General features: G+C 56.5%; 14 protein-coding genes, 2 rRNA genes and 2 pseudogenes (1 of these 18 running past the window's edge). 12 read left to right on the forward strand and 6 right to left on the reverse strand.

Going from position 1 to position 22,258, the window contains the following annotated elements:
- Positions 1–6: 6 nt before the first annotated feature.
- Positions 7–1,473, forward strand: coding sequence for an aldehyde dehydrogenase family protein (locus tag OGV19_RS14590; RefSeq protein WP_264309426.1), 1,467 nt, complete (start codon positions 7–9; stop codon positions 1,471–1,473).
- A 50-nt stretch (positions 1,474–1,523) separates the two neighbouring features.
- Here OGV19_RS14590 and OGV19_RS27830 read toward each other — a convergent pair whose 3' ends face one another.
- Both OGV19_RS27830 and OGV19_RS27835 read right to left on the reverse strand, forming a co-directional pair.
- Positions 1,524–2,279 carry a methyl-accepting chemotaxis protein gene (locus tag OGV19_RS27830; protein WP_413470136.1) on the reverse strand — a complete coding sequence of 252 codons (756 nt, stop codon included), beginning with the start codon at positions 2,277–2,279 and terminating at the stop codon, positions 1,524–1,526.
- A gap of 102 nt (positions 2,280–2,381) precedes the next feature.
- A pseudogene (locus tag OGV19_RS27835) lies at positions 2,382–3,668 on the reverse strand (HAMP domain-containing protein); the annotation flags it as partial.
- Between the two features lie 920 nt (positions 3,669–4,588).
- On the opposite strand from OGV19_RS27835, the gene OGV19_RS14600 reads away from it, so the two are divergent.
- From OGV19_RS14600 to OGV19_RS14645, 10 genes and pseudogenes are all read left to right on the forward strand, one after another.
- A complete protein-coding gene (locus OGV19_RS14600) occupies positions 4,589–5,560 on the forward strand; it encodes a response regulator transcription factor (protein ID WP_264309428.1) in 972 nt (323 codons plus the stop codon).
- Positions 5,561–5,689: 129 nt separating this feature from the next.
- Positions 5,690–6,862, forward strand: coding sequence for an MFS transporter (locus tag OGV19_RS14605; protein WP_264309429.1), 1,173 nt, complete (start codon positions 5,690–5,692; stop codon positions 6,860–6,862).
- 223 nt (positions 6,863–7,085) lie between these two features.
- Positions 7,086–7,961: a transporter gene (locus OGV19_RS14610; RefSeq protein WP_264309430.1), complete on the forward strand. Its 876-nt coding sequence runs from the start codon at positions 7,086–7,088 to the stop codon at positions 7,959–7,961.
- 114 nt (positions 7,962–8,075) lie between these two features.
- Positions 8,076–9,188: a histone deacetylase-like amidohydrolase gene (locus OGV19_RS14615; RefSeq protein ID WP_264309431.1), complete on the forward strand. Its 1,113-nt coding sequence runs from the start codon at positions 8,076–8,078 to the stop codon at positions 9,186–9,188.
- 179 nt (positions 9,189–9,367) lie between these two features.
- Positions 9,368–10,261, forward strand: coding sequence for a LysR family transcriptional regulator (locus OGV19_RS14620; protein ID WP_264309432.1), 894 nt, complete (start codon positions 9,368–9,370; stop codon positions 10,259–10,261).
- A gap of 559 nt (positions 10,262–10,820) precedes the next feature.
- Positions 10,821–12,230 carry an APC family permease gene (locus OGV19_RS14625; protein WP_264309433.1) on the forward strand — a complete coding sequence of 470 codons (1,410 nt, stop codon included), beginning with the start codon at positions 10,821–10,823 and terminating at the stop codon, positions 12,228–12,230.
- Between the two features lie 97 nt (positions 12,231–12,327).
- Positions 12,328–13,674: an aspartate aminotransferase family protein gene (locus tag OGV19_RS14630; protein WP_264309434.1), complete on the forward strand. Its 1,347-nt coding sequence runs from the start codon at positions 12,328–12,330 to the stop codon at positions 13,672–13,674.
- Positions 13,675–14,197: 523 nt separating this feature from the next.
- Positions 14,198–15,208, forward strand: coding sequence for an AraC family transcriptional regulator (locus tag OGV19_RS14635; RefSeq protein WP_264309435.1), 1,011 nt, complete (start codon positions 14,198–14,200; stop codon positions 15,206–15,208).
- A 128-nt stretch (positions 15,209–15,336) separates the two neighbouring features.
- Positions 15,337–15,417, forward strand: a pseudogene (locus OGV19_RS14640) (sulfonate ABC transporter ATP-binding protein); the annotation flags it as partial.
- 325 nt (positions 15,418–15,742) lie between these two features.
- Positions 15,743–16,945, forward strand: coding sequence for an MFS transporter (locus OGV19_RS14645; RefSeq protein ID WP_264309436.1), 1,203 nt, complete (start codon positions 15,743–15,745; stop codon positions 16,943–16,945).
- 13 nt (positions 16,946–16,958) lie between these two features.
- Here OGV19_RS14645 and OGV19_RS14650 read toward each other — a convergent pair whose 3' ends face one another.
- Positions 16,959–17,387: a LexA family protein gene (locus OGV19_RS14650; RefSeq protein ID WP_264309437.1), complete on the reverse strand. Its 429-nt coding sequence runs from the start codon at positions 17,385–17,387 to the stop codon at positions 16,959–16,961.
- 102 nt (positions 17,388–17,489) lie between these two features.
- On the opposite strand from OGV19_RS14650, the gene OGV19_RS14655 reads away from it, so the two are divergent.
- Positions 17,490–18,194: an SOS response-associated peptidase family protein gene (locus tag OGV19_RS14655; protein WP_264309438.1), complete on the forward strand. Its 705-nt coding sequence runs from the start codon at positions 17,490–17,492 to the stop codon at positions 18,192–18,194.
- Between the two features lie 36 nt (positions 18,195–18,230).
- Here the strand turns inward: OGV19_RS14655 and OGV19_RS14660 are convergent, their stop codons facing one another.
- From OGV19_RS14660 to OGV19_RS14670, 3 genes are all read right to left on the reverse strand, one after another.
- Positions 18,231–20,045, reverse strand: coding sequence for an ABC transporter ATP-binding protein/permease (locus OGV19_RS14660; RefSeq protein WP_264309439.1), 1,815 nt, complete (start codon positions 20,043–20,045; stop codon positions 18,231–18,233).
- Positions 20,046–20,375: 330 nt separating this feature from the next.
- Positions 20,376–20,491: ribosomal RNA gene (gene rrf / locus OGV19_RS14665) — 5S ribosomal RNA — on the reverse strand.
- Positions 20,492–20,626: 135 nt separating this feature from the next.
- Positions 20,627–22,258, reverse strand: a 23S ribosomal RNA gene (locus OGV19_RS14670) (it continues 1,261 nt past the right edge of the window).

Below are 22,258 nucleotides of genomic sequence, written 5' to 3' on the forward strand. Positions count from 1 at the left end.
CGTGCAATGAGTGACTTGACCACGAGCAACCTGAAAACCTACTACCCGTACATCAATGGCAAGTCTTGGGAAAGCGACAATCAACCCGAGCAGATCGTACTTAACCCCTACAACCAGTCAGCGATTGCGCGCGTCAAGCTGGCAACGGCTGCCGACATCGACGCTGCGATTGCCGTCGCGCACGAAGCTCAGAAAGCCTGGGGCAAAACGCTCGCCAAAGAGCGTGAAGCCATTCTGTGCCGTGCGGCAGACATCATTGAACGGCGCCGTAGCGACATCGCAAAAATCCTCATCGAAGAAGGCGGCAATGTCTTCGGCAAGGCCATGTTCGAATGCGATTACATGATCAGTACCTTCCGCATCGCTGCCGGCCAGGCGCGTGATGTTCGTGGGGAAACGATGCCGGCAGACGCACCTGGCCGCATCTCGATGTCTTTCCGTCAGCCGCTCGGCGTCATCGCAGGCGTAGGCCCGTTCAACGCTCCACTGCTGTTGAACGGGAAAAAGCTCGCCCCGGCATTGGCAGCCGGTAACGCCTTCCTGCTCAAACCGGCTCCGCAGACGCCACTCATCGGGCTTCTGTTCGCCGAAATTCTGGAAGAAGCAGGTGTACCACCCGGCGTGTTCAACGTGCTGCCTACCACCAACGAAGCGCTCGGGGATAAGTTCTTTTCCGATAAACGCGTCAAGATGGTCACGTTCACCGGCTCAGCGAAAGTCGGGCAATACCTGTCCGAACTTGCTGGGAAATTCCAGAAGCGCATCGTGCTGGAGTTGGGCGGCAAGAGCCCGATCGTGGTGCTTCAGGACGCTGATCTGGAATACGCCGTGCGTGCGGCAGCCTTTGGCATTTTCTTCAACCAGGGCCAGGTCTGCATGGCCAACTCGCGCATCGTCGTCGAAGCACCTTTGTATGACCGTTTTTGCACGGCGTTCGCCGAGAAAGTTCGTGGCATCCGCACCGGCGATCCAACGGATGTCTCGACCATCGTTGGGCCGCTCATCAACCCTCGCCAGTGCGAATTCATACGTGGCCAGATCGACGACGCGCTGAGCAAAGGCGCGAAGCTTTTGACCGGCGGCGATTACCAAGGCAATGTTTTCCAGCCCTCGGTGCTCACGGATGTCACCCCGACAATGAATGTCTACAACGAGGAAACCTTCGGTCCTCTGGTGTCCATCTACAAAGCCAGGGATTACGAACACGCGGTCGAGCTGGCGAACGATACGTCCTATGGTCTTTCATCGGGCATCGTGACCAACGACTTGCAGAAGGCGTTCGACTTCGCGCTGCGCATAGAAGCGGGGTCGGTTCACATCAACGACAACTCGTTTGACGACGATCCCAATGCCCCTTTCGGTGGCTTCAAGGACAGCGGTTATGGCAAGGAGAACGGTCGATACTCCGTGCATGACATGACCGAACTCAAATGGGTCACGCTCCAACTGGGCGAGCGGGCATTCCCTATTTGATACCGGACAGTTTTCAACGCCCCATCAGCCATTGGTGGGGCGTTGATCCATCAGACCCTGAATTGCTGCATGACCCCACCTTGATAATCGGCCAGCTCATTGAGCTGTTCACTCACTTGCGCCGACTGCTGTGCCTGCCCTGACAGTGACTCGGTCACGTCACGAATCGCCTCGACGTTGCGATTGATCTCCGCCGCTACACTGCTTTGTTCTTCAGCGGCGCTGGCGATCTGCAGGTTCATTTCAGTGATCAGAATGACCGCCTCACCGATACGCTCCAGCGCGTTTGCGGCTTGTTGGGCTTGAACCACATTGTGCTGCGCAAGGTCATGACTGCTGTGCATGGCCTGACTGACATCACGGGTTCCCGATTGCAGGTTTTCGATCACCTGACGGATTTCTTCGACAGAGTCCTGGGTGCGGCGTGCGAGGTTGCGGACCTCATCGGCGACAACGGCAAAACCGCGCCCCGCTTCACCGGCACGCGCAGCCTCGATGGCCGCGTTGAGGGCTAGCAGATTGGTCTGCCCGGCGATGGCGCAAATCACTTCGAGCACCGAGCCGATCTGGTCGCTGCTCTTTGCCAGATTCTCCAATTTCTGCATCGCCAGATTCAGATCCTCAGCCAAGGCATCGATCGCAGTTGTGGTCTGGAAGATCACTTCCAGGCCCTGCTTGCTGGCCTGATCGGCATACCCCGCCGCCTCGCAGGCCTGGGCTGCACTATTCGCGGACGCACTCGCCGCAGCGGACATCTCATGCAGAGCGGTCGCGACCTGGTCGATCCTGCCGAACTGCTGCTGCATCCCTTCACTGGTCAGTCGAGCGATCTGCGCTGACTGATCGGCGGTCTGGCGAGCGTCCTGTACCGAGCCCTGAACTTGTGCGATGACGGGCTGCAACTTGTCGAGAAAGCGATTAAACGCATGGGCCAGGCGCCCTAACTCATCAAGGCGCGAATAGCTCAGTCGACGGGTCAGATCGCCCTCACCCTCAGCGATGTCTTCAAGCATGGCGGCCAGACTGAGCAAGGGCCGGGTCACGCCACGTGCGGTCAGCCAGATCAAAAGTATCCCGAAGACAGCGGCCAGGGTGCCTGATCCGAGTTCCAGCACAGAACCGCGCAAACGTGCGGCGTCCAGTTCCGCTCGCAACACATCGACGGGGGCCAGAAGCACTTTTTGCGGCACACTCAGCAACACCCCCCACGCCTTGCTGCCTGCAATCGGCTCCAACGGTTCGAGCACTGTGATATGCCGACTGTCCTTGAATGTGTGGGACTGGGTCTGACCCAGCCTCTGGAGAATCTCCTGAGCCTTGTCAGGTTGCATCTGTTGCAACGCACTACCCAGCTTGCTCGCGTCCTGACTGTTGCCCGCGATCAGCCCCGACGGACTGAGGATGCTGATTTGGCCTTCCCCGCCATACAGCTTACGGCTATCGGCCACCGCATTTCTCTGCAAACTGTTGAGGCTCACATCCAAGCCGAGTACTGCGATGATGTGGCCGTTCTCGATCAGCGGAAAAGTGATGCTGGTGACCAACTCTCGATCGTCTGTAGTGCCGTCGAAGTAAGGGTCCAGCACACATAACTTGTGGCTGACACGAGAACAGGTGAAGAACGTATTGAACGGGCTGCCACCGGGGCCAGGCGAAATGTCGGCGAGCAGTTTTTCGTCCCCCAGCATCGCCTGCAGCGTGCCGTTTTTTTGATGGACCCAATACTGCGCAAAACGGCCCAGTTCGTTGCTGCCCATTGCCTCTTGGCCGACAAAATCAATATCGTGGCCGTCCAGTGCATTAGGCTCGAAAATGACAAACAGCCCGTGCAACTCGGGCCTTTTTTCCAGAGACGTGCGCAGGACCGCGGAGAGCTGGGTGCGTAACGCACTGTGCGTTATCTCTCCTCGGGCTGCGCGCTCTCGCAGGTCGAGCAGAAAACGCGCGACCCCCTCGCCATACTCATAGGTGCGCATGAACGACTTCTGGATCTGCAACGCCTGAAACTTGCCCTCGGCCTGCAATTTTTGCTCTGCGGCCTCGGCCAGCATCTGGCTGCTCGACGCCATGACATCTGCCGTGCTGAGATCACTACGGTAGAGGGACAGGCTGACCAATAAAGCTACGACGGCTATCAAACAGAGGCTGGCGAGCAATGTGATTTTGCTTTTTATAGTCATAGAACTGATGCGCATGGGCACGCCCTTCTGTCAGTTGGCGTTAGGAGGAGGCGGGTGGCGCTCGCCACCCGCCGAAGATCAGAACATCGTGGTGAGGATCAACTGTGCGCAGAGGTTTCTGTCGTTATTACCGACCGAGTACCACCGCTCTCCGCATTTTTATCCGGCAGAAGCGTGCTCTCATGACACTTTGGACCACACGTCGAGACGGCCTGCAAGTGAACATAAGAGACTTGATACATTGAAACGAGAACAGTCACCCATAGGCATACGCGAGAACGGGTTGCACACGTCTCAGGCGTGCAACCCAAACCCTTGAATGATTCAGATGAGAACTGTTCGAAGCGACAACGCCTGCCAATAAATTCAACAACACAACTTCTTCTTATCGCACACCGATTCAATATGACCCCACCATCTCTGTCTATCCACTTTGTAGTTGAATCTAGTCCTTATAGTCAGTCTGGCTTGTCTTGTTACACATATAAACAATAGCCATTTTATGGAACGTGCTTTATTGGAGCAGCAACAGGTGTGACTGACGCAATCATTTGCCAAGCCTCTACCAGACTTTATGTCTGCGATATCTAAACTTTTCGGATACTGCAAATATTGCAAAAGTTAATGAGTTCATCAAACGAATGGCATTCGGTTCGTTTAGCGCCATAAAGGTGCATGCTTCGCTTCAAGGGCGCCTGGCACAGCGTCTGATCGTGCGGCTCCAGGAGGACGATCTGGAATACGCCGTGTGTGAAAAACGAAATGTCGATGTACGCTCCGAACATGAAGCGCTGGCGCCACATCCTGCATCTGTAGGATGGTAATTCGCCCATTCTGGCGACCATAATCCGATCAGGCCCTGCCCCGTTCATCGAATACCCGGCCTGAATAACCTGTGACGAAAAATAATAAGAACGTCCCACAGAGGAATCCCCATGAACCGCGATGAACACGTTGGCCTGTTGCAGGCTTTCAGCAGCCTGACTCTGGATTTTCAGCGCCTGGCGCAGCACGAGGATATAGAGCACTTCCACCAACGCGCCCTGGAACGGATCAGCCAACTGATTGCTTTCGACAGCGCATGGTGGGGGCGCGCAGCGATGATCGATGGTTTGCCGGAAGAGCACAGCCCCCATTTCTACAACTTGCCACCGAGCTACCTGTCGGATTGGCATTCTATCCGCCACCTCGACGTGACAGTGGAACGGGTCCACAAGACGCCAGGTCAGGCCGTGATTGTGGACATGCGCGATCCCTCCAATGGCCCGGGCCTAAACTGGCTGGGCGAGCGCTATGGCATTGGTCAATGGATGTGCGTGGTGTACGTTGACCCGCAAACCAATCTCAGCGATCACCTTGCCCTTTACCGCAGCCCCAACGCACCTCGGTTCAACGAACTGGACTGCCAAATCCTCAACAACTTGATGTTGCATCTGGTAGCCGCCGTGTCGGCAAATCAGATCCGCACGTTAGTGGCCATGCGCGAGACCTTGACCAGCCCGCGCAACCTGGCCCTGGCAGTGTGTGACCCGCGCGGGGTATTGCAATGTGCCGAAGGCGGATTCGTCGACCTGCTACTCAAGGAATGGCCGCGCTGGAGCGGCCCCACCCTCCCCGTTACGCTGGATGAGTGTGGCCATGTAGGTAAGCTGGTGCATATCGAAGCGTTGCCCGTGGGCAACCAGTTCCTGCTGGCTGCGCGAATCAACCGTGGGCTTCCTCAGCTCAGCCCCAGAGAAAACGACGTCGCCCAAGGGTTTGGCGAAGGCAGGACCTATAAAGAAATCGCCCGGGCTCTAGGTTTATCACCCAATACCGTGCGCCACCATATTCGGGCCATCTACGGCAAGCTCGGGGTAAAGGACAAGGCGCGCATCGCGCACTTGTTACATGCCCCTCCTGACTGATCACCTCTCTTTATTCAGCTTCTTTTTGTGCTGTCACTTTGACGGCCACGGGCGCGTATTGCCCATTTTTTAACCGCTGCATACAGGCGATCCAATCGCCTAAACAAAAACTTGTCCCGGAGCAGCTTCATGACCTCTTCAATCAACACCGTGCACCCACAGCAAACCACTCATACCCGCCACTGGTCTCTGCTGGCCGCTATCGTCCTGGTTGCGGCCCTCACACCGTCCATACTGCTGACCGCCCCTGCAGTGGCCGCGCAACTTGCCAGTCAGTGGGGTCTGAATCCAGACCAGATTGGCAACCTCTTCATGGCAGAACTGGGGGCCATGGGCCTTGCCGGGGTGCCCGCATTTTGGTGGCTCAAGCGCGTTGACTTGCGCAAAGCCGCTTGCATTTCAGGCCTGGTGTTCATCATCGGTAATCTAATTTCCGCAGTCATCGCGGATTACAACACATTGATGGCATTGCGATTCTTCACCGCACTCGGCGGTGGCTCGTTGATGATCATATGCATGTCCACCGCGGCTTCACTGCCCAATGCGAACAGGGTCTACGGGCTCTGGTTGCTGGGTCAGCTGATGGTGGGCGCTATTGGCTTGCAGGTTCTTCCAATACTGTTCCAGCACTATGGCCTGGCGGCGTGTTACATCGCTCTGGCTGCTTTGATGGCGGTGGTATTGCCTCTGGTACGCGCCTTCCCTGCCAGCATTTCCAGCACCAAGATAATCTCCACTCCCGAATTGAACAAAAGCAAGGTCACCCTGGGGTTGCTGGCCATTTTCTGTTTCTACCTCAGCTTGAGCGGCGTATGGACGTTCATTGGCTCGATCGGCTCTTCGGCTTCGCTCAACGCTCAGGACACCGGAGAAATTCTGGCCATCGCCACCGTGATGGGCATCATTGGCGCCGGCTGTGCCGCAGTGATCGGCGACCGGTTACCGCGATCGTTGTTGCTGATCATCGGCTATGCAGTAATGGCCGCAGCGGTTTTGATGTTGCAGGGGCAACCCGACCTGCTCCGCTTCACCATCGCAGCCCTCGCATTCAAGTTCACCTGGACATTCGTCGTGCCACTGCTACTTGCCCGCATCAACGAACTGGCACCCAGCGGTAGCTTGATGAACGCAGCCAACCTGGTGATCGCCAGTGCCGTTGCCATTGGTCCAGGCATTGCCGGACATCTGATACAAAACAGTGGCGGTTACTACTCGACGCTCGTCAGCGCGACCGTTCTGACGCTGTTTTCGCTTGCGCTGATTCTCATCAGCCGCTCGAAAAAAGGTCAGGATAATGCGTGATTCTGCCCATGACACGGGCCTGACCGATAACGAAATCGCTCGCGACCCGGGTTCATCGCTCCATACCGTGCGGCACGCGCCTCCCGACTGACTCCTTCTCTTTCTTCACGTTCTTTTTGTGCTGTCGCTCTGACGGTCACGGGCGCGTATTGCCCATTTTTCAACTGCCAAGTACAGGCGATGCCATCACCGAAACAACAACTAAAACACGAGAGGCCTTTATATGAAGCACAAAAGCTTGCGCAACCTGACGCTGGTTTTAGGAGGCGCCCTGCTCTGCCTGGACAGCCAGGCTGCTGAACTCAACGCCCGGGATTTCTTCGGCGCGCCGTCTGGCACGATGCTGAGCGCGCTGTATTTTCCTGCCATCCGCAACAATGAGTTCCATGGTAAGGCTGACAGCACCGGCAAGGCCGATCTGAACATCAACGCCGTGGTCTATCGCCAGGTGCTATACACCGACGCCTGCGGCATGTTGTGCACTCCGCAATTCATTCTTCCGTTCGTTGATATCAATGCGCGCTTGCCAGGCGCCAGCGACCATACAAGCGAAAGGGGTTTTGGCGATCCACAGTTTGGTGGCACGTTGTTTTTCATCAACGATCCGGCTTCCCGGACTTACAGCGGCCTGCTGACGTTGATCACTTTGCCTGTGGGCGAGTACCACAGCCAGAACCCGGATGTTTCGCCCGGCGCCAATCGGTGGGGGACCACCTTCCTTTACAACTACACCCAAGGCGTTGGTGAGAAGTGGGTATTGGAAGCCAACCTCGAAGCCCAGATCTACGGCAAGAATGACGACTACTACGGCAGTGATCTTGAACAGCGTCCGCTGTATCGCCTGCAAGCCTTCGCATCCTATGACTTCACCCAGAGCACCTATGGCGCGGTTCGGCTGATACAGGCCGATGGCGGCGAGTTGCGCATCAACAATCAGCGCATCGACGGCACCCACAGGCGCTACACCCAGGTCGGTTTTGAAGTCGGGCACTGGCTCGACCGGCAGAACCAGGTGATGTTCAGCCTTTCGCAAAATGTGGCGGCAACCAACAACTACGCGGGCACCGAAGGCCTGTTACGTCTGGTTCATGTGTTTTGAATCAGCGTCCTGAAGTGCGGGCATGAGCACTCGAACACGCGACTTCCTGCACTGACTTCATTGATATCCACGCATTGATTCACTCACTTTTGCCTCGTTTAACTGGAGAGTCCGATGAAACGAAATACCGCGTTTTTTTCTGATGAATTGAGCTTTTGGCACACTCAGAGCGCTCATGTTCTGTGTGTGCCTGTTGGCGGCTGGATTCAGCCATCGGCAAGCACTGCTCATGCCGAATCGCCGGAAAGCAAGCGGCGCCTGAAAAGCCTGGTGGATGTGTCCGGGCTTGGCCAGCACTTGCTCCAGCGCAGTGCAGCCCCGGCCAGTGAGGAGGATCTGTTACGGGTCCATACCGCCGAGTATCTGCAGCGCTTCAAAGCCATGAGCGACGCCGGTGGCGGCTACCTTGGACCTGAAGCGCCTATCGGGCCGGGGAGTTACGAAATCGCTAAACTTTCCGCCGGCTTGGCAATGGCTGCGGTGGACGCCGTGCTGAGCGGCGAGGTGGACAACGCCTACTCGCTGTCGCGACCACCGGGGCATCATGCTCTCGCGGATGGCGCCATGGGCGTTTGCTTTCTGGCCAATATCGCCATCGCCATCGAGGCTGCAAAGGCTCACCGAGGATTGGGCAGAGTGGCTGTGATCGACTGGGACGTGCACCACGGTAATGGCACCCAATCGATTTTCGAAAACCGTGGTGACGTGCTGACCATTTCACTGCATCAAGACGGCTGCTTCCCGCACGGGTACAGCGGCGAGGAGGATCGCGGTCTTGGAGAAGGTTTGGGAGCGAACATCAACATTCCTCTGCCAGCGGGCAGTGGTCACGGCGCTTACATGCACGCGATGGAACGCATCGTTCTCCCGGCTCTGGAGCGCTTCAAGCCCGAGCTGATCATCGTTGCCTGCGGCTTCGACGCCAGCGCTGTCGATCCCATGGCGCGCATGTTGCTGCACAGTGAATCGTTCCGCCTGATGACCCGAGCAGTCCGTCAAGCCGCCGAGCACCTATGCGATGGCCGGATGGTCCTGGTGCATGAGGGGGGTTATGCCGAAGTCTACGTACCGTTTTGTGGGCTGGCGACGATTGAAGAGATGTCAGGCGTGCGTACTGAAGTCGACGACCCCATGTTGGAGGCTATTGAGTTGCAGCAACCCAGGAAGGTAACGTTGACCTTTCAGCGTCAATGGATAGACCAACTGGCGCAGGCTGTTTTAGCGTAAACCGGCGGCGCCGCCAGTCTCGGTCGCCAAGTCCCGAAAGCGGATGATACCGGTACCGACTGAGCGGCACCCGTTGCAAACCAACGCCACGAACTCAGCGACGCGCAGTCGCTGGGTAACGTGCCGGTGCGATTCTCGCTTGGAGAACAAGCGACTCCCATAGGTGCGAAGCACAGACCATGGACACAAAGAAATTACTGCTTGCGGTCAGACTGGCCGAAACCCTGCACTTCGGCAAAGCGGCAGAAATTGAAAACATGGCGCAGTCAGGACTGAGCGCGCAGATCGCCAAACTCGAAAGTGAACTGGGGTTCCGACTGTTCGAGCGGGCCAATCGCCGGGTGACGCTTACACAAGCCGGTGAGATTTTCCTAGATAAGGCACGCGTGATCATTGCGGATATGCACCACTCGATTGAGGCGTGCAAAGCACTGGCGGACAAAAAACGGGCCGTTCTCAAAGTCGGTTTGTTCAGCGATCAAGCAGCAGAATACACACACCCCATGTTTGCACTTTTCCAACGACTCAATCCGGACGTTCGGTTGGTGTTTGTCGAATTGCAAATGACCAATCAGGTTCAATCCTTGGTGAGCGGCAATGTTGATGTGGTGTTGATGCGCATTCCAATGTATGACGACAGGCTGGAATATATCGAGCTGTTCAAGGAACCGAGAGTGGCCGTAGTGCCCTCTACACACGACCTTGCGACCGCCCAGTCACTCAAGGTCTCAGACCTGCTCGACAAACCGTTCGCGATTCCCGCCGAGGGCGCGCCTGCGGATCTGATTTCATACTGGAGCTTTGCCGACATCAGAAACAGCCCGAGCGAGGTGGCTGCCAACGTCAAAACCATTTCCGAGGTCATCTTCGCAGTGGCCTACGGAGGCGCGTTCGATACGTTCCCCTCATCGTTAACCAAGGCTTACAACCATCCCGGCATTCGGTACGTCCCGATTGAAGACGCCTCCTACAGTACGATGTCGCTTGCCACGCTTGAAGGCAACCGCAGCCCCGGGATCAGAGCGTTACGGTACTGCGCCTCTCAGGTCTTCAACATCGTCTCGCTTGCCTGAAGCGTTAGGCGTCTTCAACCCTCTGGTTGCCCCTGCCAGCACCAGACCTGACCCGCGTTTTTTTGATCTGAATTCGTGATTGATCGATCAGGGTTTGTGCGTTGAACCCCTATTCAGGCAGTCACATACTCAACCTGCCAGTTAACAAAATCTCCGTGTAAGTGCTGAAACGTTAGCGACGCCCACCCTGTCGATGCAAGGTGCACTCAGGATTTACGTTGCGTCGAATGCCGAACCTATTGACGAACACACGCAGGCGCTCAAATAAAAATAATAGGTAGCGAAATATGAAAAAATCCAAATTCTTTCCTTCTGCCGTAGACCCACTACCGAACGCACTTTACCTATTGATCCTGTCACCTGAACGATGACCGGCATCGCCGGTAGTTGGCGTCAGGCATCGTAGCAGTGAACTCAAATATCCCGCTATAGAGTGCCTGCTGTCGTGCATGCCCAGCGTTTTAAGGTCAAGCAATAGCGCTACTTAAAAGGCGTACTCAGGAACACTTCTAGTGATCGAGTGATCTTGAGGTCCTCGCTCATTCGCCAGGAGAAAGACATGCAAAACCACGAACAGACGCAGCACCTGAAAACAGGTTCTCTGGGAGTGTCCGACATTGTATTTTTTGTGGTCGCCGCGGCTGCGCCACTTGGCGCCACGCTCGGCGGTTCACCCGCAGTCTTTGTCATAGCCGGCCGAAGCGCGCCAAGTCTTTACTTGTGCGCATCCGTCATACTGATTCTTTTCGCCATCGGCTTTGCCGCTATGAGCCGTTACATCGTCAGCGCGGGCGGATTTGCCAAACTGGTCGAAGTGGGCATCGGCCAACGAGCCGGATACGCAGGGTCCGGCATCGCGATCCTTGCTTATGTCTGCATGCTCAGCGGGATCTACGGCGCCTTTGCTGCCTTCAATTCAGACTTGATAAAAAATTTCCTGGCCATTGAGGTGAGTTGGCAAATCAGTGCGTTTTTTGCCATTGTCATCGTCGCAGCATTTGGCTACTTGGATGTCAACGTATCCGCCAGAATTCTGGGTTGCCTGATGGTTCTGGAAGTGTTGATACTTGTTGTGTTCGATATCGCGGTCTTGCTTAAAGCCCCGTCAGCGGACATGACCTTCTCGAACTTTATTCCGCAAGATTTCAGCACACCCGGACTGGGCGTTGCACTGATGTTCGCGTTTGCCTGTTTTGTCGGCTTCGAGTCCACCACCATTTACGGGGAAGAAGCTAAAAACCCGAACCGAACGATCCCAATTGCAACCTACATCGCCATCGCGCTGATCGGCATTTTCTACACGCTGACCACCTGGTGTCTGGGCATCGCTTACACGGGCAGCGATATACAAGCGGCAGCCACAGGTGATCTGGTCAACTTTGTTTTCAACATGAACACACGCTATGTCGGCCTGTGGTCCACTGAGTGGATGCAAGTGCTGGCCGTGACCAGCCTGTTTGCGGTTCTGCTCTCCTTTCACAACGCGCTGTGCCGCTATCTCTACTCACTGGCGCGCTCGAAATTCCTGTTTCGGTCGCTGGGCCGGGTTCATCCAAAACACTGCAGTCCTTACTACGCAAGTTTGGCGGTTAGCCTGGTCTCTCTGGCCATCGTGCTCGCCTTCATGCTGACCGGCGCAGACCCGATGAGCAATCTCTACATGTGGATGGTTGCCCTTGGCACGCTGGCGATCCTTGTCTTGCAGGCCATGGGGGCCATTGCAGTCCTTGCCTACTTTAAAAAGAAACAGGTCGGCTTTTTCTGGCAAGGATTCGTTGCGCCTGTAGTGGGAGGAGCCGGCCTGATTGTTGTGGTGGTGCTCGCACTGACCAACTTCAAGGAATTGAGCGGCTCTCAATCCGAGATGGTCAGCTTCTTGCCATGGCTGGTGCCCGTCGCAGCCATCCTCGGGATCATCAACGGGAAATGGCAAGCAGACCAGGCAATGCCCAATGAAAGCCCGGCATGACATGCACAGGCCTACCTCTTGATTAACCTAAGTGCTGGCGCCGTTAAACGCCAGCACGCTACACAGACTGTTGTCTGATTTCAATGCGGGAGTCACCATGAAACTTGACTATCAACAATCCATCAAAAATTTTTCAGAAGCCTTCTATCGGTCAAAAGCAGAAACCACAAAAGGCAAAGATGTTATTCCAGGGGGGTTCAGCCGGCGTACATTCGCTTTCGGCCCGCATGCCATCTTCGTGGAGAAAGGTGAGAAACAATACATCCACACCATTGACGGAAGAAAACTGCTAGACCTTAACAACAACTTTTCAACCAACGTGTTGGGCCATAACCATCCCGACATCATCAAAGCAATTGTCGACATGCTGCCCAACGGTTTTTCTTTCGGCAACCCTAGCGATCATGAGCTGGAGCTGGCCAAACTGATTTGCGACAGGATTGAATCCATCGAGCAGGTTAAGTTCTCGTGTTCGGCTAGCGAGTCATGCCTGAGCGCTGTGCGAATCGCCAGGGGTTATACAGGCCGTCGAAAAATCGCCAAGTTCGAGGGCGGCTATCATGGTTTTACTGATGACCTTGCGATTTCGGCGCACCCCAATCCAGATAACTTCCCGGGCCCGGATTTCAATCCAAAGGCATTGCCGGATTCGGACGGCATTCCCAATCACGTCAGTGACAATGTCATTGTGTTGATTCAAAACAACTTCGAAGCCTGCGAGAAAATCCTTCGTGGCAATTCGGAAGACATTGCCTGCGTCATCATGGAGCTTCAAGCCTGCGCGGGGGGGATCATCGAACTGGACAAAACCTTTGTACAGAAAATCCGCGCACTGACCAAAGAGCTGGGTATATTGCTCATCGTCGATGAAACGGTCACGTTGCGCGCCGCCTACAACGGCCTGCAAAGCGTGTACGAAATCAAGCCCGACTTGACGGTCCTGGGCAAGATGATTGGCGGTGGCCTGCCCATTGGCGCAGTCGGTGGCAGCCGGGAAGTCTTCCAGGTTCTCGAAAACAATCAGGTCATGATTTCAGGCACTCACCATGGCCATCCATTGGCCTGTGCTGCGGGCATTGCTTGCATGAAAGCCATGGACCAGAAAGCCTATGCCAAGCTGAACGAGATGGCTTACAAAATCAAAACCGAACTCAATACCTGGGCGGCAGAACACCGCTACCCCTTCAGCATTTTTGGTTCGTTTTCGGTGTTCGCCTTTGCATTTACCCACGCGCTGGGCCAGACCATCACGACGCATCGTGATTACTGGCACAAGATTGACGATAACAACATGGGTATTTACGCCTTGGAAATGGCCACGCGTGGATACTTTCCGGTGCACAGAGGCCAGGTCGGGCTGACATTGCCGATGACGGAAGACGATGTTGTTGGTTACATCGAAACGACAAAGGAAGTTGTGCGTCTTATCTACAGCGCTGAGTAATACTGCCAGGGTCAACGTTGCACTCAGGCTCACCTTGAAATACTTGGGTGCAACGCGTTGAAAAACCCCGGAAGAAAACGTGTCCGAACGCGCAAGCGTGTCTGAACGCACCCAAAGGACAGTCTAGCGTGTCGCGCACATGTCAAAGTTCATTGTGAGGCATCTGAAAATACCCACATCAATTAAACGCCTCATCATTACTTCAAAGCGCTCTTATAAGCAGAGCGACCTTGGAAACGAACAGCCGCTTAAGAGAGGCCCAGGTTATGAGTAGCATTGTGGCGAGGACGGTTTTCATGGGTTTTTAAGTAACGTTTTTGATGCGCGCTGTTCTTTCGCGCTAACGATGGGTGCAGCTCACATGCACGTTTTGTCACTTAATATCTTTAAATATCCGAAAAATCAGTTGTACACATCCGAATAATTTGGAGTGCCCGCGCCGCGAGTGTTTGGCGCGGTTATTGAGTGAATCCGTATAGGCGCCGAAGAGCGCCACTGTGCTACGCAACCGTGGAGCCTTGCTATGAATCCTCATTCCGCTGTCCCGAGGGACATCAGAATCAGCAGCTATGACATCGCTGGCGCACATGCCTGGATGGAAGAAATGTGTGGCCCTCACACGCTCAACAGCTCTCAGCCTTGCCGGGTTTCGTTCCGCCACAGTGCGCGCGTGTTTGGTTCTTGTTCCACGACCGTTGGGACCATGGAGTACGGCGCCGACGTCTGCGTTGGTCTTGAAGGGGCTAAGCACTTGGACAGCTATAGCCTGAGCCTGCCTCTGGTTGGCGAACAGGAACTGCTTCATCTGGGGGGGCGTGTTCAGTCCAATCCAAATGTCGGCTTGATTGTTGACCCTTTTCACCGTCAAGAGCTGTCGATGACCGGCAACTGCAAGAAACTGTCGGTCGTCATTCCTCGTGTGACCATGAGGCAGGCGCTCGAAGACATTTTGTCGCATCCCGTTCAGGCTCCGATCAGTTTTGATCCCGTGATGGACGCGCAGGCAGGGGCGAGTGCTTCTTGGTGGCGTCTTATTGGGCATTTCGTGACTGAGCTGGAGCAAGGCGGCGCATTATTCGATCAGACCCTGTTCTCGCAAAATATTGAACTGGCGTTGGTCAGAGGGCTGATACTTGCACAGCAGAGTAATTACAGCGATGAGATACAAGAGAGTTTGATTGGCCGGTTGCCGTCCTATTTAGTCCACGCCAGAGACTTCATACATACCCATGCACGGGAAGATTTCAGGCTAGAGCATATTGAAAAAGTAGCCGGCGTATCACGCTTCAAGCTCTTCGATGGATTTAAAAAACACATGGGTATGTCGCCCATGGCCTATCTTAAAAAATACCGCTTGGCTGAAGTTCGCAAGCAGATCCTGAAAGGCGGTCATGGAAGCAGCATTTCCGGCTTGGCTACCGAATGGGGATTCGGTCATTTGGGCCGTTTCTCGAGCGAATACCGAAAACTCTTCAATGAAACCCCAAGCGCGACGATGCACCGCAATGAGCACAACAGGGCGCATATGAGTTGAGTAGTCGGTGATGCCACTAACACTACGAGGTGCCATGTTAACTATCGTGGAGGCATTCGCTTCCATCGGTCGATTACATTGAAACTGTGCAACTAATTCATCCGCGAGTGGAGACGTCAGAGATCGGCACCACTTTGCTGCGCAGCCTGGCCGGACTTGACAGCATAGACAGCGGGCAGTTGCTGGTGCCGAAGGCGCGGGCGGCCGTATCATTACTATTGGCCCCCTAAGAAAAGCGTGCGGACTGTAAACGATTTACTAACGAATGGAATCCCTCTGATCGTTGTTGCTGAGCACGACGATGGGCGTACGCAACCGGGGTCGGGGCGGAACACACGCTCACAACTGGCGTAAAAACTGTTGCAATCGATCAGGGCGAAAACGGGAGAAGGGTTCATCGGCCGGCATCATGGATGCTGTATTTATGTACAGTTAATCACGCCGATACGCCGCTGCCGCTACCCGCTCATCCGATTTGCATCCTGGGCCCAGGCTCCTACAGTTTCGAACGTAGCCACCATGCCGAGGCCAGCGATGCGCAGCGCCGAAAAAACCCAGCACATAGCCACCGCCAAAGGCGTGCAGAAGATCCCCCGCAGTGTATGGGCGCTGGGCTTCGTGTCGATGTTCATGGACATTTCCTCGGAGATGATCCACGCCCTGCTGCCGCTGTACATGGTCACCGTGCTCGGCACTTCGATGGTGGCGGTGGGCGTGATCGAAGGCATCGCCGAGGCGACGGCATCGATCACCAAGGTATTTTCCGGCGCGCTGAGTGATCGGCTGGGCAAGCGCAAGCTGCTGACAGTACTGGGTTATGGCCTGAGCGCGCTGACCAAGCCGGTGTTCCCCTTGGCCTCGGGCCTGGACGGGTTGATCGCGGCGCGTTTCGTCGACCGCATGGGCAAGGGCATCCGGGGTGCGCCGCGGGATGCGCTGGTGGCCGATGTGACACCGCCCGAGTTGCGCGGCGCAGCGTTTGGCCTGCGCCAGGCACTGGACACGGTCGGTGCCTTTATTGGGCCGTTGCTGGCGATCCTGTTGATGTGGCTCACGGCCAGCCATTTCCAGACGGTGTTCTGGGTTGCGGTGATCCCTGCATGCCTGGCGGTCGTCACCCTCGTGGCGTTTGTCCGCGAGCCCGAAGCCACGCCGGTGACACGGCCTGTGCGCTCACCGCTGGCAATGGGTGAACTGATGCGGCTTGGCGCTGGCTACTGGCGACTGATCGCCCTGGCCATGGTATTTACCCTGGCGCGCTTCAGTGAGGCCTTCCTGCTGCTACGTGCCCAGGACATGGGCCTGGCCGCAGTATGGGCACCGGCCGTGCTGGTGGTGATGGCCCTGGCCTATTCGCTGTCGGCCTACCCCGCCGGGGTGCTGTCGGACAGGCTCGGTCGGCGTGGCGTGCTGATGACCGGGCTGGGGCTGCTGGTGGTGGCTGACCTGCTGTTGGCCCTGTGGCCGAGCTGGGCCGGGCTGGCGCTGGGGGTGGTGGCCTGGGGGCTGCACCTGGGTTTCACCCAGGGCGTGTTTGCCGCGTTGATCGCCGACAGCGCCCCGGCCAACCTGCGCGGTACCGCGTTTGGCCTGTTCCACCTGCTAACCGGCGTTGCGCTGCTGGCCGCGAGTGTGGTGGCGGGGCTGTTGTGGGATGGGGTCGGGTTCCAGGCTACGTTCTTGCTCGGCGCGGCGTTCGCAGGGGCCACCCTTGTCGGGGTTGGCCTGCTGCGCTGAACGGCCCTAGTGACTATTTCAGATCATGACTGCGCACGCTGAAAGTCACCACGCCCCAGATCGTCAACTCGTCGCCTTCCAGGATGTATCGTGGGGGGTAACGCGGATTCTCCGAGCGCAACGCCACCTGCCCGCCAAAGCGGTGCAGCCGCTTGCACAGCGGTTCGCCATTGACCGCAGCGATCACGATCTGGCCATGCCGCGCTTCGAGGGAGCGGTCCACCAGCACCAGGTCGCCATCGAAGATCCCGGCACCCTGCATGCTGTCACCGTCTATCCTGACCAGATACATGTGCGGGGCCCTCAGGTTGAACAGTTCATCCAGTGAGATGGGCTGCTCCATGTGGTCCACCGCCGGCGACGGGAAGCCTGCCGGAATACGGAACAGATAACGCGGCACAGCGCCGCTACCGCAGGTGATGGGGCCCAGAATGGAAGTCATGGCACGGCCTTGAATTTAACTGTATATAGATACAGTATCGGTCCGCTGAGTATCAGGTCAATTTCGGCGTAGGTTATTTCGACAAGTGGGGGGGTACATGCCATGTGTGGACGCTTCGCCCAGTACCAGGGTCTGGCCGTTTACCTGCGTGAACTGAACGCCGAACAGGACGTGATCAGCGGCTACGACAACCTGCCGATCGGCCGCTACAACGTTGCCCCTGGTAGCCAGGTATTGATCTTGCACACTGCCGACGACGGCCTGCGCATCGACCCCTGCCACTGGGGCTGGGCACCTTTCTGGGCCACGCGCAAACACCCGGCGCCAATCAACGCGCGGGTCGAGACAGTGACCACAGGCAAGTTCTTCAAGGCCCTTTGGCCTCAGGGACGGGCGTTGGTAATGGCAGATGGCTGGTACGAATGGGTGGCCGACCCACACGATGCCAAGCGCAAGCAGCCGTACTTCATCCGCTTGAAAAGCCAGGCGCCGATGTTCATGGCCGCGTTGGCCGAGGTGCACACGGGGATGGCGCCTAACGAGGGCGATGGCTTCGTGATCATCACTGCGGCCAGCGACCAGGGCATGGTCGACATCCATGACCGCCGGCCTCTGGTGCTGGGGCCGGTGGATGCTCGCGAATGGATTGACGCTGATGTACCTGCCGAACACGCCGAACGCCTCGCGCGGGAGCGATGCCTGCCGGTGGAGGCGTTCGAGTGGTTTGCGGTGGGCAAGGAGGTAGGGAATGTGCGCAACGATGGGGCCGAGTTGATCCTGATGCAGGATCCCGAGCATCAGCCTTGACGTTGTATCGCCATTCCCCGCCCCCCCCCCCAGCCGCTAAACCGGAACGTGCACCGGTTGCTGCTCCATCACTGACCAGCCGCCATGCCCGTCCACCTCCAGCCGATGAGTATGGAACGCTGCCAACGTACTGCGGTGGCCGACGCTGACCAGCAAGGTGTTTGGCATCTCACTGCGCAACAGCGCATACAGCGTATGCTCCAACCCTTCGTCCATAGCCGAGGTGGACTCGTCGAGAAACACCACCTGGGGCTGGTTGAACAGCACGCGGGCAAACGCCAGGCGTTGTTGCTCACCGACCGAGAGTATGTGCGACCAGTCACAACTGACATCCAGGCGCTCGGCAAGGTGGGCCAGGTTGACCTGGCGCAAGGCCTGCTGCATGCGCGCTTGGTCCTCTGGCACGCTTGCCGAGGGGTAGGCGATGACAGTGCGCAGATCGCCCAACGGCAGATACGGCCGCTGCGACAGGAACAGCGCCTGGTGCCCAATGGGCCGCCTGACCTCACCTTCAGCGTAGGGCCACAGCCCCGCCAGCGCACGCAACAAGGTGGTCTTACCGCTCCCCGAGGGCCCTTTGATCAACAACGCCTGACCGGCTCGCAAGCTTAGGGCGAGGTCGGCGATAAGGGGGTGGCCATCGGGGCGCAGTACCTGCAAACGGGTGATATCCAAGGCGTGTGCCTGCTCCTCGGTCGTGACGCGCGGTAGCGAACTGGCCTGTTCATTGGCATCAAGGAAGCCAGTCAAACGATCGAGGGTGGCACGGTATTGGGCGAACGCGTCGTAAGACTCGCGGAAGAAAGACAACGAATCCTGCACTTGGCCAAACGCCTGGGAAGTCTGCATGACGTCGCCAAGCTTGATAGCGCCACTGAAGAAACGCGGCGCCTGGAGGATGAAAGGGAAGACCACGGCGACCTGGCTGATGCCAAGGTTGAAGCCGCTGAACTTCAGGTTCCGGAAGACCAGTGCCCAGGCGTTGACGATCAGTGCGCCAAAGCGGCCCATCAACGTGCCCCGCTCGACCTCGGCCCCCTGGTAGAAGGCAATGTTCTCGGCATTTTCGCGCAGACGCATCAGGGCGTAACGGAAGTTAGCGGTGAGTTTTTCGTTGAGGAAGTTCAGGCGAATCAATGGGCGCCCGATCCGAAAGGCGATCCAGGTCGCGACGATCACATACAGGTACACGGCAAAGACCATCGCCCGTGGAATCTCGAACCCAGCCACTGCCAGCGGTGCCGACAACCCCCACAGGATGCCCGTGAAGGCCACCAGCGACACCAGCGCGCTGACCGCGCCAAGCGCAAGCGACACAGAGTTGGTGACAAAAGCGTTAACGTCCAGCTCGATGCGCTGGTCGGGGTTATCCACCGGTTCGGCGAGGAACTGGCCACGGTAATAGGCATCGCCATGCATCCAGTCGCGGGTCAGGCGCTCGGTGAGCCAGACTCGCCAGCGAATGCTGAAGGCCTGTGTCACGTAGAACGTAAACAACGAGCGCAACACATGAAGGGTGGCCAACACCGCAAACACCCCGAGCAAGTACCAGAAGGCGGTCTGGTCGAGACCTTGCAGGGCGCTGTAGAAGCCGTTGTACCAGAACGAAAACAGCACGTTCATGCGCACCGAGAACAGCGTCATCACCAGTAACAGGGTAAATACCAACAACGGCCGCCAGCTACGCCTGAAGCTGAAGTACGACCCGGCCAGTTGCCAGAATTGGCTGCCCCAGCGTGTAAAACGTACGGCCAGTGTCGCGGCTGCTGCGAAGCAGGCCAAGGTGATGAACGAGGCGATTGCCAGCCAACTCAGGCTCTCTTGCAAAGCCTGGTGCCAGTTCATTTCCATGATGGATATCCATGCTGAGTATTTCCACGAGGGTAGCATTGCCCCGTGATTCATCAGGCATAGATGACGCATCTTTCATTAGGCTCTGTACGAAAAGTTTTGTGGGAGCGGGCTTGCCCCGCGATGGAGTGCGAAGCGCTCCTGTACCCGATATCAAGTAGTGTCAAAGACGCCGCGAATTCAGGCTTTGCTGCCGCGTTGTGGCAGATCGCGGGGCAAGCCCGCTCCCACAACGATGGATGAATGCCGCCCGGTGGCGCGATTGCTATCGCACGCCGGAAAAGACAAAACCCCTACCTGCTCGCGCAGATAGGGGTTTTGCGAAATGAATCTTGACGATGACCTACTCTCACATGGGGAAACCCCACACTACCATCGGCGATGCATCGTTTCACTACTGAGTTCGGGATGGGATCAGGTGGTTCCAATGCTCTATGGTCGTCAAGAAATTCTGTAGCCAGAATGCCCAGATGGACAGCCCAGCGAATTCGGATATGCGATATTTGTGGTTACGAACTTTCGGTTATTTCGTCTTCACCACCACAATTCGGCGTCTTAGGCTCAAATTGCTTGGGTGTTATATGGTCAAGCCTCACGGGCAATTAGTATTGGTTAGCTCAACGCCTCACAGCGCTTACACACCCAACCTATCAACGTCGTAGTCTTCGACGGCCCTTTAGGGGATTCAAGATCCCAGTGAGATCTCATCTTGAGGCAAGTTTCCCGCTTAGATGCTTTCAGCGGTTATCTCTTCCGAACATAGCTACCCGGCAATGCCACTGGCGTGACAACCGGAACACCAGAGGTTCGTCCACTCCGGTCCTCTCGTACTAGGAGCAGCCCCTCTCAAATCTCAAACGTCCACGGCAGATAGGGACCGAACTGTCTCACGACGTTCTAAACCCAGCTCGCGTACCACTTTAAATGGCGAACAGCCATACCCTTGGGACCGGCTTCAGCCCCAGGATGTGATGAGCCGACATCGAGGTGCCAAACACCGCCGTCGATATGAACTCTTGGGCGGTATCAGCCTGTTATCCCCGGAGTACCTTTTATCCGTTGAGCGATGGCCCTTCCATACAGAACCACCGGATCACTAAGACCTACTTTCGTACCTGCTCGACGTGTTTGTCTCGCAGTCAAGCGCGCTTTTGCCTTTATACTCTACGACCGATTTCCGACCGGTCTGAGCGCACCTTCGTACTCCTCCGTTACTCTTTGGGAGGAGACCGCCCCAGTCAAACTACCCACCATACACTGTCCTCGATCCGGATAACGGACCTGAGTTAGAACCTCAAAGTTGCCAGGGTGGTATTTCAAGGATGGCTCCATGAGAACTGGCGTCCCCACTTCAAAGCCTCCCACCTATCCTACACAAGCAAATTCAAAGTCCAGTGCAAAGCTATAGTAAAGGTTCACGGGGTCTTTCCGTCTAGCCGCGGATACACTGCATCTTCACAGCGATTTCAATTTCACTGAGTCTCGGGTGGAGACAGCGCCGCCATCGTTACGCCATTCGTGCAGGTCGGAACTTACCCGACAAGGAATTTCGCTACCTTAGGACCGTTATAGTTACGGCCGCCGTTTACCGGGGCTTCGATCAAGAGCTTCGCTTGCGCTAACCCCATCAATTAACCTTCCGGCACCGGGCAGGCGTCACACCCTATACGTCCACTTTCGTGTTTGCAGAGTGCTGTGTTTTTAATAAACAGTCGCAGCGGCCTGGTATCTTCGACCGGCATGGGCTTACGGAGCAAGTCCTTAACCCTCGCCGGCGCACCTTCTCCCGAAGTTACGGTGCCATTTTGCCTAGTTCCTTCACCCGAGTTCTCTCAAGCGCCTTGGTATTCTCTACCTAACCACCTGTGTCGGTTTGGGGTACGGTTCCCAGTTATCTGAAGCTTAGGAGCTTTTCTTGGAAGCATGGCATCAACCACTTCGTCGCCTAAAGGCAACTCGTCATCAGCTCTCGGCCTTGAGATCCCGGATTTGCCTAAGATCTCAGCCTACCACCTTAAACTTGGACAACCAACGCCAAGCTGGCCTAGCCTTCTCCGTCCCTCCATCGCAATAACTGGAAGTACAGGAATATTAACCTGTTTTCCATCGACTACGCTTTTCAGCCTCGCCTTAGGGACCGACTAACCCTGCGTCGATTAACGTTGCGCAGGAAACCTTGGTCTTTCGGCGTGGGAGTTTTTCACTCCCATTGT

The sequence above is a fragment of the Pseudomonas putida genome, assembly GCF_025905425.1.
Lineage (GTDB): Bacteria > Pseudomonadota > Gammaproteobacteria > Pseudomonadales > Pseudomonadaceae > Aquipseudomonas > Aquipseudomonas putida_AF.

What these genes read in the sequence shown, in the direction of transcription:
- OGV19_RS14590 (WP_264309426.1), top strand. Translation starts at nt 7, where the DNA reads ATGAGTGACTTGACCACGAGCAACCTGAAAACCTACTACCCGTACATC.
- OGV19_RS27830 (WP_413470136.1), bottom strand. Translation starts at nt 2,279, where the DNA reads ATGCAGCAGCAGTTCGGCAGGATCGACCAGGTCGCGACCGCTCTGCAT.
- OGV19_RS14600 (WP_264309428.1), top strand. Translation starts at nt 4,589, where the DNA reads ATGAACCGCGATGAACACGTTGGCCTGTTGCAGGCTTTCAGCAGCCTG.
- OGV19_RS14605 (WP_264309429.1), top strand. Translation starts at nt 5,690, where the DNA reads ATGACCTCTTCAATCAACACCGTGCACCCACAGCAAACCACTCATACC.
- OGV19_RS14610 (WP_264309430.1), top strand. Translation starts at nt 7,086, where the DNA reads ATGAAGCACAAAAGCTTGCGCAACCTGACGCTGGTTTTAGGAGGCGCC.
- OGV19_RS14615 (WP_264309431.1), top strand. Translation starts at nt 8,076, where the DNA reads ATGAAACGAAATACCGCGTTTTTTTCTGATGAATTGAGCTTTTGGCAC.
- OGV19_RS14620 (WP_264309432.1), top strand. Translation starts at nt 9,368, where the DNA reads ATGGACACAAAGAAATTACTGCTTGCGGTCAGACTGGCCGAAACCCTG.
- OGV19_RS14625 (WP_264309433.1), top strand. Translation starts at nt 10,821, where the DNA reads ATGCAAAACCACGAACAGACGCAGCACCTGAAAACAGGTTCTCTGGGA.
- OGV19_RS14630 (WP_264309434.1), top strand. Translation starts at nt 12,328, where the DNA reads ATGAAACTTGACTATCAACAATCCATCAAAAATTTTTCAGAAGCCTTC.
- OGV19_RS14635 (WP_264309435.1), top strand. Translation starts at nt 14,198, where the DNA reads ATGAATCCTCATTCCGCTGTCCCGAGGGACATCAGAATCAGCAGCTAT.
- OGV19_RS14645 (WP_264309436.1), top strand. Translation starts at nt 15,743, where the DNA reads ATGCGCAGCGCCGAAAAAACCCAGCACATAGCCACCGCCAAAGGCGTG.
- OGV19_RS14650 (WP_264309437.1), bottom strand. Translation starts at nt 17,387, where the DNA reads ATGACTTCCATTCTGGGCCCCATCACCTGCGGTAGCGGCGCTGTGCCG.
- OGV19_RS14655 (WP_264309438.1), top strand. Translation starts at nt 17,490, where the DNA reads ATGTGTGGACGCTTCGCCCAGTACCAGGGTCTGGCCGTTTACCTGCGT.
- OGV19_RS14660 (WP_264309439.1), bottom strand. Translation starts at nt 20,045, where the DNA reads ATGGAAATGAACTGGCACCAGGCTTTGCAAGAGAGCCTGAGTTGGCTG.